Source organism: Amycolatopsis sp. NPDC054798 (genome assembly GCF_053611505.1).
In genome coordinates this window covers 1,079-17,432 of the sequence record NZ_JBSHAM010000070.1, presented here as the reverse complement: position 1 = coordinate 17,432, position 16,354 = coordinate 1,079, and the positions used below count along the sequence as shown (strand labels likewise).

Annotated in this window: 14 protein-coding genes; 10 read left to right on the top strand and 4 right to left on the bottom strand. The window is 70.5% G+C overall.

The annotated features are described in order from the left end of the window. Positions 1 to 188: 188 nt before the first annotated feature. Positions 189 to 722 carry a hypothetical protein gene (locus tag ACWGIC_RS32860; protein ID WP_452079792.1) on the top strand — a complete coding sequence of 178 codons (534 nt, stop codon included), beginning with the start codon at positions 189 to 191 and terminating at the stop codon, positions 720 to 722. A 383-nt stretch (positions 723 to 1,105) separates the two neighbouring features. Here ACWGIC_RS32860 and ACWGIC_RS32855 read toward each other — a convergent pair whose 3' ends face one another. Then, positions 1,106 to 1,321 carry a hypothetical protein gene (locus ACWGIC_RS32855; protein WP_452079791.1) on the bottom strand — a complete coding sequence of 72 codons (216 nt, stop codon included), beginning with the start codon at positions 1,319 to 1,321 and terminating at the stop codon, positions 1,106 to 1,108. A 150-nt stretch (positions 1,322 to 1,471) separates the two neighbouring features. Here ACWGIC_RS32855 and ACWGIC_RS32850 point away from each other — a divergent pair, with 150 nt between their 5' ends. From ACWGIC_RS32850 to ACWGIC_RS32840, 3 genes are read left to right on the top strand one after another with little or no spacing between them, the layout of a single operon-like run. Next, positions 1,472 to 1,807 (top strand): DUF3040 domain-containing protein, encoded by a 336-nt coding sequence (locus ACWGIC_RS32850; RefSeq protein WP_452079790.1) that lies wholly within the window; start codon positions 1,472 to 1,474, stop codon positions 1,805 to 1,807. Continuing rightward, positions 1,792 to 2,844 (top strand): SDR family oxidoreductase, encoded by a 1,053-nt coding sequence (locus ACWGIC_RS32845; RefSeq protein ID WP_452079789.1) that lies wholly within the window; start codon positions 1,792 to 1,794, stop codon positions 2,842 to 2,844. The genes ACWGIC_RS32850 and ACWGIC_RS32845 overlap by 16 nt, the downstream gene beginning before the upstream one ends. Next, positions 2,841 to 3,467: a phosphoribosyltransferase gene (locus ACWGIC_RS32840; RefSeq protein WP_452079788.1), complete on the top strand. Its 627-nt coding sequence runs from the start codon at positions 2,841 to 2,843 to the stop codon at positions 3,465 to 3,467. Before ACWGIC_RS32845 ends, ACWGIC_RS32840 begins: the two co-directional genes overlap by 4 nt. Positions 3,468 to 3,487: 20 nt before the next feature. Here the strand turns inward: ACWGIC_RS32840 and ACWGIC_RS32835 are convergent, their stop codons facing one another. Then, the gene (locus ACWGIC_RS32835; protein ID WP_452079787.1) at positions 3,488 to 4,483 is read right to left on the bottom strand and encodes an anion permease; all 996 of its coding nucleotides are present in this window, start codon (positions 4,481 to 4,483) and stop codon (positions 3,488 to 3,490) included. After that, on the bottom strand, positions 4,484 to 5,098 hold the full coding sequence (locus ACWGIC_RS32830) for a DUF47 domain-containing protein (RefSeq protein ID WP_452079786.1): 615 nt from the start codon (positions 5,096 to 5,098) through the stop codon (positions 4,484 to 4,486). 103 nt (positions 5,099 to 5,201) lie between these two features. On the opposite strand from ACWGIC_RS32830, the gene ku reads away from it, so the two are divergent. Then, positions 5,202 to 6,101 carry a non-homologous end joining protein Ku gene (ku, locus tag ACWGIC_RS32825; protein ID WP_452079785.1) on the top strand — a complete coding sequence of 300 codons (900 nt, stop codon included), beginning with the start codon at positions 5,202 to 5,204 and terminating at the stop codon, positions 6,099 to 6,101. A 67-nt stretch (positions 6,102 to 6,168) separates the two neighbouring features. Here the strand turns inward: ku and ACWGIC_RS32820 are convergent, their stop codons facing one another. Beyond that, the gene (locus ACWGIC_RS32820) at positions 6,169 to 8,121 is read right to left on the bottom strand and encodes an aconitate hydratase (protein ID WP_452079784.1); all 1,953 of its coding nucleotides are present in this window, start codon (positions 8,119 to 8,121) and stop codon (positions 6,169 to 6,171) included. A 99-nt stretch (positions 8,122 to 8,220) separates the two neighbouring features. On the opposite strand from ACWGIC_RS32820, the gene ACWGIC_RS32815 reads away from it, so the two are divergent. From ACWGIC_RS32815 to ACWGIC_RS32795, 5 genes are read left to right on the top strand one after another with little or no spacing between them, the layout of a single operon-like run. Next, a complete protein-coding gene (locus tag ACWGIC_RS32815; protein WP_452079783.1) occupies positions 8,221 to 8,556 on the top strand; it encodes a plasmid stabilization protein in 336 nt (111 codons plus the stop codon). A gap of 10 nt (positions 8,557 to 8,566) precedes the next feature. Beyond that, entirely contained in the window at positions 8,567 to 10,378 is a 1,812-nt protein-coding gene (locus tag ACWGIC_RS32810) for a glycoside hydrolase family 15 protein (RefSeq protein ID WP_452079782.1), read from the top strand. Positions 10,379 to 10,431: 53 nt separating this feature from the next. Further along, complete coding sequence (locus tag ACWGIC_RS32805; RefSeq protein WP_452079781.1) at positions 10,432 to 12,225, top strand: thiamine pyrophosphate-requiring protein; 1,794 nt, start codon at positions 10,432 to 10,434, stop codon at positions 12,223 to 12,225. Next, positions 12,222 to 13,331, top strand: a complete 1,110-nt coding sequence (locus ACWGIC_RS32800) for an enolase C-terminal domain-like protein (protein WP_452079780.1) — start codon at positions 12,222 to 12,224, stop codon at positions 13,329 to 13,331. The genes ACWGIC_RS32805 and ACWGIC_RS32800 overlap by 4 nt, the downstream gene beginning before the upstream one ends. After that, positions 13,331 to 16,276 (top strand): FAD-binding and (Fe-S)-binding domain-containing protein, encoded by a 2,946-nt coding sequence (locus tag ACWGIC_RS32795; protein WP_452079779.1) that lies wholly within the window; start codon positions 13,331 to 13,333, stop codon positions 16,274 to 16,276. The genes ACWGIC_RS32800 and ACWGIC_RS32795 overlap by 1 nt, the downstream gene beginning before the upstream one ends. Positions 16,277 to 16,354 lie beyond the last annotated feature (78 nt).

Genomic DNA, 16,354 nt, shown 5'->3' with positions numbered 1-16,354 from the left:
GGTTCCCGGCCGTTCGTCCCGTCCCAGCCCGGAAAGCACCCTCTGCGGATTTAGATCCATCTTGCGCATTTCGCCGTCCGGGAAGTTGAGCACCCGGTTAATTCTTCACGCATTCCTTCGAAGGTAGGTAGTGCGATCGCCCGCCCCCGGCGGACGCTGGCGCGACCGTGCCCGAGGAGGAGATTTCCATGTCCCGACTTGCCCGTTTCGCCGTCCCGGCCGCCATTTTGGCCGGTTCGCTCGCATTGATCGCACCCGCCGCGCACGCCGACGTCTCGCACACCTTCGCCGCGAAATGCTCGCAGTCCTACCTTCCGCTGCCCGACCCGTCGTGCACGCCCGGCGCGACCAACCCGGACGTCACCCAGGACACCATCGACGACACGATCTGCGTCCCCGGCTGGACGGCCACCATCCGGCCGTCGACGAGCTACACCAACAAGCTCAAGAAGCAGGGCATCATCGACTACGGCTACTCCGACACCTCGCTCAGCTCCTACGAAGAGGACCATTTCCTACCGCTCGAACTCGGTGGCGCGCCGAAGGACCCGAAGAACCTCTGGCCCGAACCGCGCGACGGCGACCAGAACTCCTACAGCAAGGATTCCGTCGAGAACGCGGTCAAGAAGGCGGTCTGCGCGGGGAAGGCGACTCTCTCCGACGCGCAGCACGCCATGCTCTCCAACTGGACGACCGCGGAGTCGGTGCTCGGCATCGAGTGAGAGGGGTTCTTTCGGCTGGACCGGGTTCGGCTCCCGGGCGGGGTTGCTGGTCGCTGCCCGGGAAGAGTCTGGGCACGGATTCCGCTGCTGCATGCAGTAGCGGATGCTGTATCAATCTCCGGCGGCCGGGTCGATCGGGCGAAAACCCCTTTCGCCGCACCAGGTCAAGCTCCCGGGTTCGGGCTACTGCCCGGGCCCGGGGGTGCCCGGATTTCGCCGCGTGGCATCACACGCTGCCTCAATCTCCGGCGGTCGGGGTCGACTGAGGCAAGAAGCCCTTTCGCCGCAAAAGGCCAGCTCCCGGGCCAGGTCACCGCCCCGGCCCGGAAGCGCCCGAACTCCACCTGCCGAACCCGCCACCCACGCGGACCGGCACTCCCGGATCAGCCCCCAGCGGGCCGCGAAAGCACAGCCAGCCGAGGCACCCCCGTCTCCCCCAGCCCCGGTCCCGGCCGGTGCGCGCGGCAGACCGTGCACACCACCGCGTGACTGACCGGCGTCCCGTCCTCCTGGACCAGCCTGCCCACGTGCACCGCCTCGCGGCCGCACTGTCCACACGGGACAGTCGCGCTTTCCGGGTCGACCAGCAGCCTGCTCATCTCTCCTACCCCTTCCGGAGATCGTTCCGACGATGTGCGCTCGCCGCCCGGTTACCCCTCGCCTTCGCCGGCAAACGGGGCGCTTTCACAGGCCCGGTTTGGCCTGGCCCGCAGCGGGTACGCCGTCGGTCAGGCGGAAGGGAGCAGGCGATGGCCGCGCACCGGCAGCCGGGACCCCATCGGGCGCTGCGGTCGATGGAGCGAGAGCTCCGCGCCACCGACGCGCTATGGGTCCGGCGCGCCTTCGGCCAGTCGGCGTGGCCGCTTCGCCGGGCGTGGCCGGTGGCGTGCTGGGCGCTGACCGCCGTCGCGGCGGGGCTTGTGGCCTGCGGGATCGTCTTTCCGCCGGAGGTGCCGCTCGCGCTGCTCGGTTTCGTGCTGGCCGCGGTCGCGGTGTGCGGGCACGTCGCCCGCCAGGAATGCCTGCGTCCGCCGACTCGCCGGACTCCTGGTCCGGGGAAAGGAAATCCATGCCGTCCGTCGTAGTCGTGACCGGGGCCAGCGCCGGAGTGGGCCGGGCCGTCGCGCGTGCTTACGGGAGCCGCGGCGCGAAGGTGGCCCTGCTGGCTCGCGGAGAGAAGGGGCTCGCCGCCGCCGCGGAGGACGTCCGGGAAGCCGGGGGCACTCCCCTCGAACTGCCTGCGGACGTGGCCGATTTCGCCCAGGTCGACGCCGCCGCGAGTCGTGCCGAGGAGGAACTCGGGCCGATCGACGTCTGGGTCAACGTCGCGTTCAGCTCGGTGTTCGCCCGGTTCGCCGACGTCAAACCCGAGGAATACCGCCGGGTCACCGAGGTGACCTATCTCGGTTTCGTGCACGGGACGATGGCCGCCCTCCACCGCATGAAAGCGCGGGACTCCGGAACGATCGTCCAGGTCGGTTCGGCGCTGGCGTATCGCGGGATCCCGCTGCAAAGCGCGTACTGCGGAGCCAAACACGCCATCCAGGGCTTCAACGAGGCGCTGCGCTGCGAACTTCTCCACGAACACAGCGGAATCCGCACGACCATGGTGCAGCTGCCCGCGGTCAACACGCCGCAGTTCTCCTGGCTGCTGTCCCGGCTTCCCGAGCACGCCCAGCCGGTGCCGCCGATCTACCAGCCCGAACTCGCCGCCCGCGCGGTGCTGCACGCCGCCGACCACCCGCGCCGCCGCGAGTACTGGGCGGGCACGAGCACCGCCGCGACGCTGCTGGCCAACGCCGTCGCTCCCGGCCTGCTCGACCGGTACCTCGCCCGCACCGGCTTCGGCGCGCAGCAAACCAGGCAGCCCCAGCCGCCGAGCCAGCCCGCGAACCTGTGGGAACCGGCGGACGGCCCGCGCGGGTTCGACTACGGCGCGCACGGGGAGTTCGACCGGCAGGCGAAAGCGCACGACCTCCAGCCGGTCCTGAGCCGTCACCACGGCGCGGTGGCGGCCGGGCTGACCGCCGCCGTCCTCGCCGCCGGGCAAGTGGTGCGCCGCGCCCGCAAGCCCGCGAAGGGCGCTCGGTTCCGCTGGGGTGCGAAGAAAGGCCGCCGGTGAGACCGTTCCGCGACCGCGCCGACGCGGGTGCCCGGCTTGCCGCCGCTCTGGCCTGGCGGGAGTGGGCCGACCCGGTCGTCTTCGGGCTCGCCCGCGGCGGTCTGCCGGTCGCCGCACCCGTTGCCCGTGAGCTGGACGCACCGCTGGAACTCCTGGTCGCCCGCAAGATCGGTGCCCCGGGGCAGCCGGAACTCGGACTCGGCGCCGTAGCGGCGGACGGGCCGCCGTTCTTCGACCGCGCCGGGCTTCGCGCGCTCGGGCTCGTGCCGGAGGACGTCACGCGCCTCGTCGACCACGCCCGCGCCGAAGCCCGCGATCAGGTCCGTCGTTACCTCGGCAGCCGCGTCCCGCATTCACCGGCAGGACACGATGTCGTGGTCGTCGACGACGGCGTGGCCACCGGCGGGACGGCGATCGCCGCGCTGCGGGCCCTCCGGCCGTACGCGCCGCTGCGGCTGGTCTTCGCCGCTCCCGTAGGCGCGCCGTCCGCGCTGGACAAGCTCGCCCGCGAGGCGGACGAGGTGGTGTGTCTCCGGGAACCGGAGGAGTTCCGCGCGGTCGGCGAGTTCTATGCGGACTTCAGCCCGACCAGCGACGAGGAAGTCCTCTCCCTGATGACCTGATGCCCTGGTGACCGGCGCCCTCAGCCCAGCGCCGACAAAAGCCAGAAAACCAGCGCCGCCACCCCCGCCGCGGCCGGGAACGTGAGCACCCAGCCCAGCACGATGTCCCGTGCGATCCCCCACCGCACCGCCGAAAGCCGCCGCGTCGCGCCGACGCCCATCACCGCCGCCGTGATCACGTGCGTGGTCGAGATCGGGGCCTTCACCGCGAAGGCGGTCAAGTACAGCACCGAAGCTCCCACTGATTCCGCGACGAACCCGTGCGGCGGATCGAGCGGGAACACCCGGCGCCCGAGCGTCCGCATGATCCGCAGGCCGCCCGAGCAGGTGCCGAGCGACAGCGCCCCGGCGCACACGAGCGTCACCCACAGCGGCACCGCGAACGTGTCCTGTTTGCCCGCCGCGATCAGCGCCAGGACGAGCACGCCCATCCCCTTCTGCGCGTCCTGCAGGCCGTGCCCGAGCGCCAGCGCCGAGGCCGACACGATCTGCAGCCGCCGGAACACCCGGCCGCTGCGGTGCGGGTTCCGCCGCCGCAGCAACCAGAGCGCCGCCACCATCGCCAGGTAGCCGAGGACGAGCCCGAGCAGCGGCGAGGCGACCATCGGCACCAGGACTTTCTCCACGATGCCCGTCCAGTGCACGGTGCTCGCCGCGGCCAGCGCGGCTCCGACCATGCCGCCGATCAGCGAATGCGACGACGAGGACGGCAGCCCGAAATACCAGGTCACCAGGTTCCAGGCGATCGCGCCGACCAGCGCGGCGAGCACCACGGTCAGCGCGCCGGGACCGGCCGGGACGTCGATGATCCCCTTGGCGACGGTCGCGGCGATGCCGGTCGACAGCAAGGCTCCGGCCAGGTTCATCACCGCGGCGAGCACGAGCGCGGTGCGCAGCGGGAGCGCCCGGGTCGAGACCGCGCTGGCGATCGCGTTCGCGGCGTCGTGGAAACCGTTGGTGTAGTCGAAAAAGACCGTCAGCACCACGACGGCGACCAGCGCGGCGGTGCCGTCCACTCAGGACTCCTTGACCGCGATCGTCTGCACCACGTCCGCGACGTGCTCGAATCCGTCGGCCGCCAGTTCGAGCTGCTCGACGACCTCCTTCGCCTTGAGCACTTCGAGCGCGTCGGCCCCCGGCTGGAACAGGTCGGCGAGCATCCGCCGGTAGGTGTGGTCCGCCTCGTTCTCCAGCGCGTTGATCTCGATCCAGTACGGCGACAGTTCGCCGACCTTCGCCAGCCCCGGCATCGATTCCGCCGTCAGCTCCGCGGCGCGGCACAGCACCCGCAGCATTCCGTCGGTGCCAGGCGGGAACTCCTTGAGCCGGTACAGGACGGCGAGGTCGGCGGCAGTGTCCACAAAGTCCAGCACGTCGTCGATCCGCGCGGCCAGCGCCTGGATGTCCTCGCGATCGAACGGCGTGACGAACGTGCTGTTCAGCTCGACCATGATGGTGTGGGTCAGGTCGTCGCCGGCGTGCTCGATCTCGTGCAGCCGCGCCGCGATCGCCTCCCGGTCCGGGGGCGCGGCCTCGGTGAGGTCCCGCAGCAGCGCGGTGGCGGTGACGAGGTTCGCGGCCGCGTCCGCGAGCAGCTGGAAGAACTGGCTTCCGCGAGGTTTTATGCGCATCGGAGCAGAAGCTACCCCGAAAGCGCGGCGGTTACACCGGCGCGGTGTGCCGGGTGCCCGGATCGGGTACCCAGCGGGCAACACAGGGAGGAAGGAGGGGCCGATGCGTCCGGTCTGGCAGGGTGCGCTGTCGTTCGGCCTGGTCAACGTCCCGGTGCGGATGTACAAGGCGGTCGAGGACCACGCGGTGCACTTCACGCAGTTCCAGCGCGGCACGCGGGACCGCATCCGCTACCGGCGGGTGAACGAGCGGACCGGCGACGAGGTGAGCTACGACGACATCGTCCGCGGCCGGGAGGTCGGCGACGACGAGTACGTGCTGGTCGAGCAGGACGAACTGGACGAGATCGCGCCGGGCCGGTCGCGTTCGCTCGAGGTGGAGAGCTTCGTGGACCTCGCCGAGGTCGACCCGATGTACTTCGACCGCGCCTACTGGCTCGCGCCCGCCAAGGAGGAAGCGCAGCGCCCGTACGTGCTGCTGCTCGACGCGCTGTCCCAACGGGACAAAGCGGCCGTCGCGAAGTTCGTCTTCCACGGCCGCGAGCACCTCGCGCTCGCCCGGGCAGGCGACGGCGTGATCGTGCTCAACACGCTGCATTACGCCGCCGAGATGCGCAGCGCGGAAGACGTGCCGCAACTGCCGGCCAAGGCCAAGACCAACCAGAAGGAGCTGGACCTCGCGGTCAAGCTGATCGACGCGATGTCCGAGCCGTGGGAGCCGGACCAGTTCCGCGACACCTACCGCGAGCGGGTGGAGGAGCTGATCGAAGCCAAGCGGGAGGGCAACACCGTCACGCCCGCCGCCGAGCCGGAGCAGCCGACGAAGGTGGTCGACCTCATGGAGGCGCTGGCCAAGAGCGTGCGCGGGAGCCGTCGGCCGCGCACTCCGGACCTGTCCGAACTGTCCAAGACGGAATTGCAGAAGCTGGCGAAGGAACGCGACGTCAAGGGGCGGTCGAAGATGTCCCGCGCCGATCTGGAAGCCGCGCTGAAGGCGTCCTAACCGCCCCAAGTCCGTGAAGGGCTCCTTGAGGGAATCAGATTCCCTCAAGGAGCCCTTCACGGACTTCTCAGCTCAACGCCCGTGCCAACTGCGGAATCCGCCCACCAGCCAGCACCATGTCCACCTGACGCGGCGACAACTGATGCCGCACCCGGTACTCCTCGCCCCGCGTCTGATTGCGGACGGCGAACTCCGCCGTCTCGGCCAGCCGGTGGAGCCCGGACACGCACAGCACGTCGTCGCGCTGGATCTTCTCGCTGTCGTCCGGTTCGGCGAATTCCAGCGGCAGCACGCCGAAGTTGACCAGGTTCTGCCAGTGGATCCGGGCGAACGACCGCGCCAGCACCGCGCGCAAACCCAGGTACCGGGCGGTGATCGCGGCGTGCTCGCGCGACGAACCCTGGCCGTAGTTCTCCCCCGCGACCACGAAATGCGCCGGGCTGCCGGCAGCGCGCTTCGGGTAGTCCTCGTCGATGCGGGTGAAGGTGAACTCGGCCAGTTTCGGGATGTTCGAGCGGTACGGCAGCGCGCGGGCGCCCGCGGGCGAGATCTCGTCGGTCGACACGTCGTCCCCGGCCTTCAGCAGGACCGGGCCCTCGATCTCGTCCGGCAGCGGGTCGAAGTCCGGCAGCCCGGCCACGTTCGGGCCCTTCACCAGTTCCTCCTGCAAGGCTTCGTCCTCGGGCAGCGGAGCGGTGAAGACGCGCGGGTCGGCTGCCGAACGGGCCGGTCCGGAGACGCGCGGGTACGCGAGATGGTGGGCGGTGGCGTAGTCGCGCGGATCGGTCAGCACGCCGGTCAGCGCCGACACCGCGGCGGTCTCCGGCGAGCACAGCCAGACCGAATCGTCCGAAGTGCCGGACCGGCCGGGGAAGTTGCGCGGGAACGTGCGCAGCGAGTTCGTGCCGGGAGCGGGGGCCTGGCCCATCCCGATGCAGCCGAGGCAGCCCGCCTGGTGCACCCTTGCCCCCGCCGCGACGAGGTCGGTGAGATGTCCGCTGCGGGCCAGTTCGACGAGGATCTGCCGCGAGGTCGGATTGACGTCGAAGCTGACCGAATCGGCCGTCTGCCTGCCCCGGACGGTGGCCGCGGCGACCGCGAAGTCCCGGAACCCGGGGTTGGCCGAAGAACCGAGCACGACCTGCGCCACCGGAGTCCCCGACACTTCCCGCACCGGCACCACGTTGCCCGGCGACGACGGCCTCGCCACCAATGGCTCCACAGTGGACAGATCGATCTCGTCTTCGATGTCGTAGGAGGCGTCGCGTCCGGCCCGCAGGTCGCGGAAGTCGTGTTCGCGCCCTTCCGCCCGCAGGAACGCGCGGATCGCTTCGTCGGCGGGGAACACCGTCGCGGTCGCGCCCAGCTCGGCGCCCATGTTCGCGATCACGTGCCGGTCCATCGCGCGCAGGCAGGCCAGCCCCGGCCCGTGGTATTCGACGATCCGGTGCCGTCCGCCGCTGACGCCGTGCCGGCGCAGCATCTCCAGCACGATGTCCTTGGCCGACACCCACGGCGGCAGCTCGCCTTCCAGCCGGACGCCCCAGATCTCCGGCATCCGCAGGTAGAGCGGCTCCCCGGCGATGGCCAGCGCCACCTCCAGCCCGCCGACGCCGACGGCGAGCATGCCCAGCGCCCCGGCCGCGCAGGTGTGCGAATCGGACCCGGCGAGGCTCTTGCCGGGCACGCCGAAGCGCTCCATGTGCGTCGGATGCGAAACGCCGTTGCCCGCTTTGGAGAACCACAGCCCGAACCGGCGGCAGGCCGAGCGCAGATACGCGTGGTCCTCGGCGTTCTTCTCGTCCGCCTGCAGCAGGTTGTGGTCGACGTACTGGACGCTCAGCTCGGTCCGCGCGCGGTCGAGCCCGAGCGCCTCCAGCTCCTGCATCACGAGCGTGCCCGTGGCGTCCTGGGTCAGCGTCTGGTCGACCCGCAGGCCGATCTCGGTCCCTGGTTCGAGCCGGCCGGCGACCAGGTGCTCGGCCAGCAGCCGCCCGGCGAGAGTCTGTTCGCGTCCCACTCGCGGCCGGGTACCCGTTCCCGGCGCGCCGAACCGCGATGTTTCCTCCCGCGCCGCGCGGGCAATCCCGGGGATCAAGAACGGCGGAAGGAGACTGGGATGCCGCAGCAGGCTTGGAGTTCGAAACGCGAACGGCAGTACCAGCACATCGAGGAGTCGCAGGAGGAACGCGGCGCGAGCAAGAAGCGCGCGAAGGAGATCGCCGCCCGCACGGTGAACAAGAACCGGGCGCAGTCGGGCGAATCGGACCGTGCGAGCAAGAGTTCGGTACAGGACAAATCGCCGCAGAAGCGCGGCGGGCACCGCTCCGGCAAGCGGCTCGGCCCCGGCGGTCCGACGCGGGACCAGCTGTACAACGAGGCGAAGAAGCGCAACATCCACGGCCGGTCCACGATGAACAAGAAGGAACTGGCGAAGGCGCTCGGCCGCGACTGATTCCGCCGCGATGAACCAGCGCCCGATCGAGGACTACGCCCTGCTCGGCGACCTGCACACCGCGGCGCTGGTGTCGCGCGAAGGCGCTGTCGAGTGGCTCTGCCTGCCGCGGTTCGACTCCCCCGCGTGCTTCGCCGCGCTTCTGCACGACGAACGCGCGGGGGTCTGGCAGCTCGGGCCCGCGGACGGCGGACCGGCGACGCGCCGCGGTTACGTCGGCGATTCCCTAATCCTGGCCAGCGAATGGGAGACGGCCGACGGCGCCGTGCGGGTGCTCGACTTCATGCCGCCGCGGGACGGGGCCGCTGATCTCGTCCGGATCGTCGAGGGGCGGCGCGGCCGGGTGCCGATGCGGACCTGCCTGCGGCCGCGGTTCGACTACGGCTCGGTGCGGCCGTGGGTCCGCCGCGTCGACGGCCGTTTCGATGCAGTAGCAGGCCCCGACGCGGTTCGGCTGTCCACACCGGTCGAGGTGCCCGCCGACGGCGTCGCCGAGTTCACCGTCGCCGAGGGCGAGCGGGTTCCGTTCGTTCTGACCTATCACGCCTCCTACCGCGAACGCCCCGATCCCGCGGACGCCGAGAACGCGCTGGCGCACACCGAACGCTTCTGGGCGGACTGGATCGGCCGCTGCCAGTACGACGGACGGTGGCCCGCCGCCGTGCGTCGCGCGCTGATCACCTTGAAAGCGCTGACCTACGAGCCGACCGGCGGCATTCTCGCCGCGCCGACGACGTCGCTGCCGGAAAAACTCGGCGGCGAACGCAACTGGGACTACCGCTACTGCTGGCTGCGCGACGCCACCTTCACCCTGCAAGCGCTGGTCGGCACCGGCTATCCCGACGAGGCGAGGGCGTGGCGCGAATGGCTGGTCCGCGCGGCGGCGGGCGATCCGGCCGATCTTCAAGTCCTGTACGGGCTCGACGGTTTCCGCCGGGTCCCCGAGTCCACTCTGGACTGGCTGGACGGTTATGCCGGTTCGTCCCCGGTGCGGATCGGCAACGCCGCCGCGGGCCAGCTCCAGCTCGACGTCTGGGGCGAAGCGCTCGACGGCCTGCATCTCGTCCGCGAAGCCGGGCTTCCGGTGACGCATCCGGCGTGGGACCTGCAGCGCGGACTGCTGGATTTCCTCGAAAGTCATTGGGAAGCACCCGACCGCAGTCTCTGGGAAGTACGCGGCGAACCGCGGCATTTCGTGCATTCCAAGGTGATGGCGTGGGCGGGCGTCGATCGCGCCGTCCGGACGGTGGAGCGGCACCGGCTCGACGGACCGGCCGGCCGCTGGCGTGCGCTGCGCGACCGCATCCACGAGGAAGTCTGCCGCGAGGGCTACGACGCCGACCGCAACACTTTCACCCAGTTCTACGGTTCTCGCGGTCTCGACGCCGCTTTGCTGCTCATCCCCCGCGTCGGCTTCCTTCCCGGAAGCGACTCCCGGGTGCGCGGAACCGTCGACGCGGTGCGGAAAGAGCTTTCGCGGGACGGATTCGTCCATCGTTACGATCCGGACGCCGACTCCGGGCAGGGCGAATTGCAAGGCGGCGAAGGCGCGTTCCTGCCGTGCAGTTTCTGGCTCGCCGACGCCTTGCACGGCACCGGCCGCACCGAGGAAGCCGTCGAGGTTTTCGAGCAGATGCTGGCTGTCCGCAACGACGTCGGACTGCTGAGCGAGGAGTACGACATCGCCGCCGGGCGGCAGCTCGGGAACATGCCGCAGGCCTTCAGCATGGTCGGGCTCGTCAATACCGCGCGCCATCTCGACGGTGCGGAAACCGCCACCAACGCGACCGGACCCCGGCAGGGGCTGCGGCGCGACGTGTAACGCCCCGGAGGGCCGGGTAGCCGGGGAGAACTCAACGCACGGGAGGACTTGTCATGACCGAGACCGTCGGCGACTACCTGCTTTCGCGGCTGCGCGACTGGGGCGTGGAACAGGTGTTCGCATACCCCGGGGACGGGATCAACGGTCTCGTCGCCTCCTTCGGCAAAGCGGACAACCAGCCGCGCTTCGTCCAGGCCCGGCACGAGGAGATGGCCGCCTTCTCCGCGGTCGGCTACGCGAAGTTCAGCGGGGCCGTCGGCGTGTGCATGGCGACGTCCGGGCCGGGCGCGATCCATCTGTTGAACGGGCTCTACGACGCGAAACTCGACCACGTCCCGGTCGTCGCGATCGTCGGGCAGACCGCGCGCACCGCGATGGGCGGAAGCTACCAGCAGGAGGTCGAACTCCAGACGCTGTACAGGGATGTCGCGAACGAGTACTGCATCGAGGTGAACGTTCCCGAGCAGCTGCCCAACGCGCTCGACCGCGCTTTCCGGGTCGCACAGGCGTCCCGCACGCCGACCGCGCTGATCATCCCGGCGGATCTGCAGGAGGAGCCGTACGAGCCGCCGCAGCACGCGTTCAAGCAGATGCCGTCGAGCCCGCCCGGGACCGCGTGGCCGAATCCAGTGCCGCCCGAACCCGCGATCAGCGAAGCCGCCGAGGTGCTCAACGCCGGGGAGAAGGTCGCGATCCTCGTCGGGCAGGGCGCCCGCGGCGCGGCCGAAGAGGTGCGCCAGGTCGCGGACCTCACCGGGGCCGGAGTGGCGAAAGCCTTGCTGGGCAAGGACGTCCTCGCCGACGACCTGCCGTACGTGACCGGCGCGATCGGGCTGCTCGGCACCCGGCCGAGCTACGAGATGATGCGCGACTGCGACACGCTGCTGATCGTCGGCTCCAACTTCCCCTACAGCCAGTTCCTGCCGGAGTTCGGCCAGGCGCGCGCGGTGCAGATCGACCTCGACGGCCGGTTCATCGGCATGCGCTACCCCACCGAGGTCAATCTGGTCGGCGACGCCGCCGCGACCCTGCGCGCCCTGCTGCCGAAGCTGAACCGGACCGAAAACCGCTCGTGGCGCGAGAAAATCGAGAAGAACGTCGCCGACTGGTGGACCACCATGGACCAGCAGGCGGAGGTGGACGCGAAACCGGTCAACCCGATGCGGATCGTGCACGAGCTGTCGAAGCAGATCCCGGGCAACGCGATGGTCACCGCCGATTCCGGCTCGTCGACCAACTGGTACGCGCGCAATCTCCGGATCCGCGGCGACATCCGGGCGACGCTGTCCGGCACGCTCGCCACGATGGGACCTGGCGTGCCTTACGCGATCGGGGCCAAGTTCGCGCATCCCGACCGCCCGGCGATCGCGCTGGTCGGCGACGGCGCGATGCAGATGAACGGCTTGGCCGAGCTGATCACCATCGCCCGCTACCAGGGGTTGTGGACGGATCCGCGGTGCATTGTCTGCGTCTTCCACAACAACGACCTCAACCAGGTCACCTGGGAACTGCGCGCGATGGGCGGCGCGCCGAAATTCGAGGAATCGCAGTCGCTGCCGGACATCGACTACGCCGGTTTCGCGCGCAGCATCGGCCTGCAAGGAATCAACGTCGACGACCCAGGCGACCTCGCTCCGGCGTGGCAGACCGCTTTCGCCGCGGACCGGCCGGCCGTGCTCGACGTCCGGTGCGACGCCGAGGTTCCGCCGATCCCGCCGCACGCGACGTTCGAGCAGATGAAGTCGGTGACCGAATCGGTGCTCAAGGGCGATCCGGAGGCGTTCCACCTGATGTTCCAGGGCGCGAAGACGAAGCTGCAGGAGTTCTTGCCCGGGCGGTCGCGGTGACCATCGCCGCCCCGCACATCGAACGGGTCGAGGCGCGCGCCTACCGGGTGCCGACTCCTTCGCCGGAGGCCGACGGCACGCTCGCCTGGGACTCCACGACGCTCGTCGTGGCCAGGGTGCGCGCCGGCGGCACCGACGGGCTCGGCTGGACGTACGCCGATTTCTCCTGTGCCCCGCTCATCGAAGGCAAGCTCGCCGCCGCGGTCGTGGGACGGCCGGTGCTGGACCCGCCCGCGTGCTGGACCGCCATGCAGCACGCGATCCGGAACCTCGGCCGCGCCGGGCTGGTCTCTTGTGCACTGTCCGCTGTGGACATCGCGATCTGGGACGCGGCCGCCCGGCTGCTCGACGTTCCGCTGAGCCGGATGCTCGGCCGGGTGCACGACGAGGTCGAGGTGTACGGCAGCGGCGGCTTCACCTCGCAGGGCGACGACGAACTGGCCGCGCAGCTGGAAGACTGGGTCCGCCGCCAGCGCATCCCGCGCGTGAAGATCAAGATCGGCGAGTCCTGGGGATCCGCGGTCGCCCGCGACATCGGCCGGGTCCGGCTGGCGCGGGAGACGATCGGGGACGACGCCTCGCTGTACGTCGACGCGAACGGCGGCTACTCGGTCGGCCGGGCCCGCCGGATCGCCGACACCTTGCGGGAGTTCGGCGTGACCTGGTTCGAGGAGCCGGTTTCCAGCGACGACCTGCCCGGGCTCGCCCAGCTGCGCAGCCCGGACGGACCGGACATCGCGGCCGGCGAGTACGGCTACGACCTGCCGTATTTCGCCCGGATGCTGCCTTCCGTCGACTGTCTCCAGGTCGACGTGACCCGGTGCGGCGGCTACACGGAATGGCGTCGCGTCGCCGCTCTCGCCGCCGCGGCGAACCGCGAAATTTCTGCGCACTGCGCGCCGAATCTGTCCGCGCACGCGGCCGCGGCGACCCCGAATTTCCGGCATATCGAATGGTTCGCCGACCACGACCGGATCGAACGGGAGCTGTTCTACGGCGGCCTCGACCCCAGCGGCGGCCGGGTCGCGCCGTCGATGTCCGTTGCCGGGCACGGGCTGCGCCTGCACAGCGACGCCGCCGCCGAGTACGCGGTCAAGGAGGGCTGATGAGCACCGCCGAACTCCCCGACCCCGTTGTTCGCGTGCCGCCGCCGGCCGAAATAGACACCGACGCCCTTGCCGCGGCCCTGCGCGAGCGGATCGAGGGCGAGGTCCGCTTCGACGACGGCAGCCGCGCCGCCTACTCCACCGACGCGTCCAATTTCCGCCAGATCCCGCTCGGCGTCGTCGTGCCGCGTTCCCCCGACGACGCCGTCGAAGCACTGGCCGTGGCGAGGGAGTTCGGCGCGCCGGTGCTCTCGCGCGGCGGCGGGACGAGCCTCGCCGGCCAGTGCACCAACACCGCCGTCGTACTCGACTGGTCGAAATACTGCTCCGAGCTGGAATCCGTCGACGCCGAACGCCGCACCTGCGTCGTGCAGCCGGGGATCGTGCTGGACGACCTCAACCGGCAGCTCGCCGACACCGGGCTCCGGTTCGGTCCCGAACCCGCCACGCACATGAACTGCACCCTCGGCGGGATGATCGGCAACAACTCCTGCGGCGCGACCGCCCAGCGCACCGGCAAGGTCGTCGACAACGTCGTGCGCCTGGAAGTGCTGCTGGCCGACGGGACCCGGTTCTGGTGCGGCAAAACCAGCGACGAAGAGTACGCCGAGATCGAGCACCACGGCGATCGCCGGGCCGCGATCTACCGGCAGCTGCGGCGGCTGCGCGACGAGTACGCCGACGAGATCCGCCGCCGCTTCCCGGATATTCCGCGCCGGGTGTCCGGCTACAACCTCGACTCGCTGCTGCCCGAACACGGCTTCGACATCGCCGGACTGCTCGTCGGCAGCGAATCGACCCTGGTCACCGTCCTGCGCGCGGAGCTGAAGCTGGTGCCGGTGCTGCCCGGGCGGGCGCTGGTCGTGCTCGGCTACCCGGACATCGCGACCGCCGCCGACGCGGTGCCGGACATCCTGCCGCACGAACCGATCGCGCTCGAAGGCGTCGACCACCGCCTTCTCTACGACGAAAGATTGAAGCACCTCAACGAAAAGGCGCGCGAGGAACTTCCGCGCGGCCGGGCGTTCCTGATGGTCCAGTTCGGCGGGCAATCGCTCGAAGAGGCCGACAAGCAGGCGCGCGGTTTGCTCGACGCGATCGACGATGCGGACGTCGCGTTCCTCGACGATCCCGCGAAAGAAGCCGAACTCTGGCAGGTCCGCGAGGCCGGGCTCGGCGCGACCGCGCACGTCCCCGGCGAGCGGGACACCTTCGAGGGCTGGGAAGATTCCGCGGTAGCGCCGGAAAAACTCGGCAGCTACCTCCGCCGGCTCGACGCGTTGTACGAGGAATTCGGCTACGCCGACGAAACCGGCCCGAGCCTGTACGGCCACTTCGGCCAGGGCTGCGTGCACACGCGGATCCCGTTCGACCTCTACACCGCGTCCGGCGTCGCGACCTACCGGCGGTTCATGGAACGGGCCGCCGACCTGGTCGCGGAGTTCGGCGGCTCGTTCTCCGGCGAGCACGGCGACGGGCAGAGCCGCGGCGAACTGCTGCCGCGGATGTTCGGCACCGCCCTGGTCACCGCTTTCGGCCAGCTCAAGGCGATCTTCGACCCGGCGGACCGGATGAACCCCGGCAAGGTCGTCGCGCCGTACTCGCTGGACGAAAACCTGCGGCTCGGCGGCTCGTGGTCCCCCGCCGAGCCGCAGGACCTGTACTTCCGCTTCCCGCACGACGGCGGCTCGTTCTCCCAGGCCGCCAACCGGTGCGTCGGGGTGGGCCGCTGCCGTCAGTCCACTTCGGACAGCGGCGACGTGATGTGCCCGTCGTACCAGGTCACCCGCGAGGAGGAGCACTCCACGCGCGGCCGCGCCCGGCTGCTGTTCGAGATGCTCGACGGCCACCGCGACGGCCCCATCGCCGACGGCTGGCGCTCGACCGAGGTCCGCGACGCGCTGGACCTGTGTCTTTCCTGCAAGGGCTGCAAATCGGACTGCCCGGCCGACGTGGACATGGCCACCTACAAGGCGGAATTCCTCGCCCACCACTATGCCGGCCGCCCCTGGAAACGGCCGCGCTCGGACTTCACGATGGGCTGGCTTCCGCTCGTCGCCCGGCTGGTCGGCAAGACGCGCACCGCGCGATTGGTGAATCTGCTGGGCAAAACGCGGTTCGCGACGCTCGCCGCCGGAGTCGAGGACCGCGAAATCCCCCGCTTCGCGCCGAAAACGCTGCCGCGGTGGTTCGCCCGGCATCAACCCGCCGGCACTGGCGCGCGCGGGACGGTGCTGCTGTGGCCGGACACCTTCACCTCGTACTTCCATCCGCACGTCGCCGAGGCTGCCGTCCGGGTGCTGGAAGACGCGGGCTGGCGCGTGACGCTGCCCGAGCGGTCCGTGTGCTGTGGCCTGACCTGGATTTCCACCGGCCAGCTGGGAATCGCGAAGCGAGTGCTCACCCGCACCGTGCGCACGCTGGCCCCGCACCTGCGCGACGGCGGGCTCGTGCTCGGACTGGAACCCAGCTGCACCGCGGTGTTCCGCTCCGACGCGGCCGAACTGTTCCCCGGCGACCAGGACGTCCGGCGGCTGCGGGACCAGACCGTGACGCTGGCCGAGCTGCTGACCCGGCACTCCCCCGGCTACCGGCCGCCGCGGATTCCCGGGAACGCGCTCGCCCAGGTCCATTGCCACCAGCACGCCGTCCTCGGCTGGGACGCCGACCGGAAGCTGCTGGAAGCCGCCGGAGTGGAGGTCGAACGGCTCGCTTCGAGATGTTGCGGTCTCGCCGGGAACTTCGGTTTCGAACGAGGACACCTGGAAGTCAGCAAGGCTTGCGCGGAACGCGTGCTGCTGCCCCGGGTTCGCCAAGCGGACCGGCGGACGGCGGTGCTGGCCGACGGGTTCAGCTGCCGGACCCAGCTGCACGAGCTGGACAGCGGCGGGCGCGAGGGCATCCATCTCGCCGAACTGCTCGCTGCCGGGCTCGACTCCGGCTGAAGGTCCGTGTGGGGGGCCCAGCTGGGAAAAGCATTACACCGGGTTGCCCACACGGGACCGGGGGAAACGCCCGGCCCG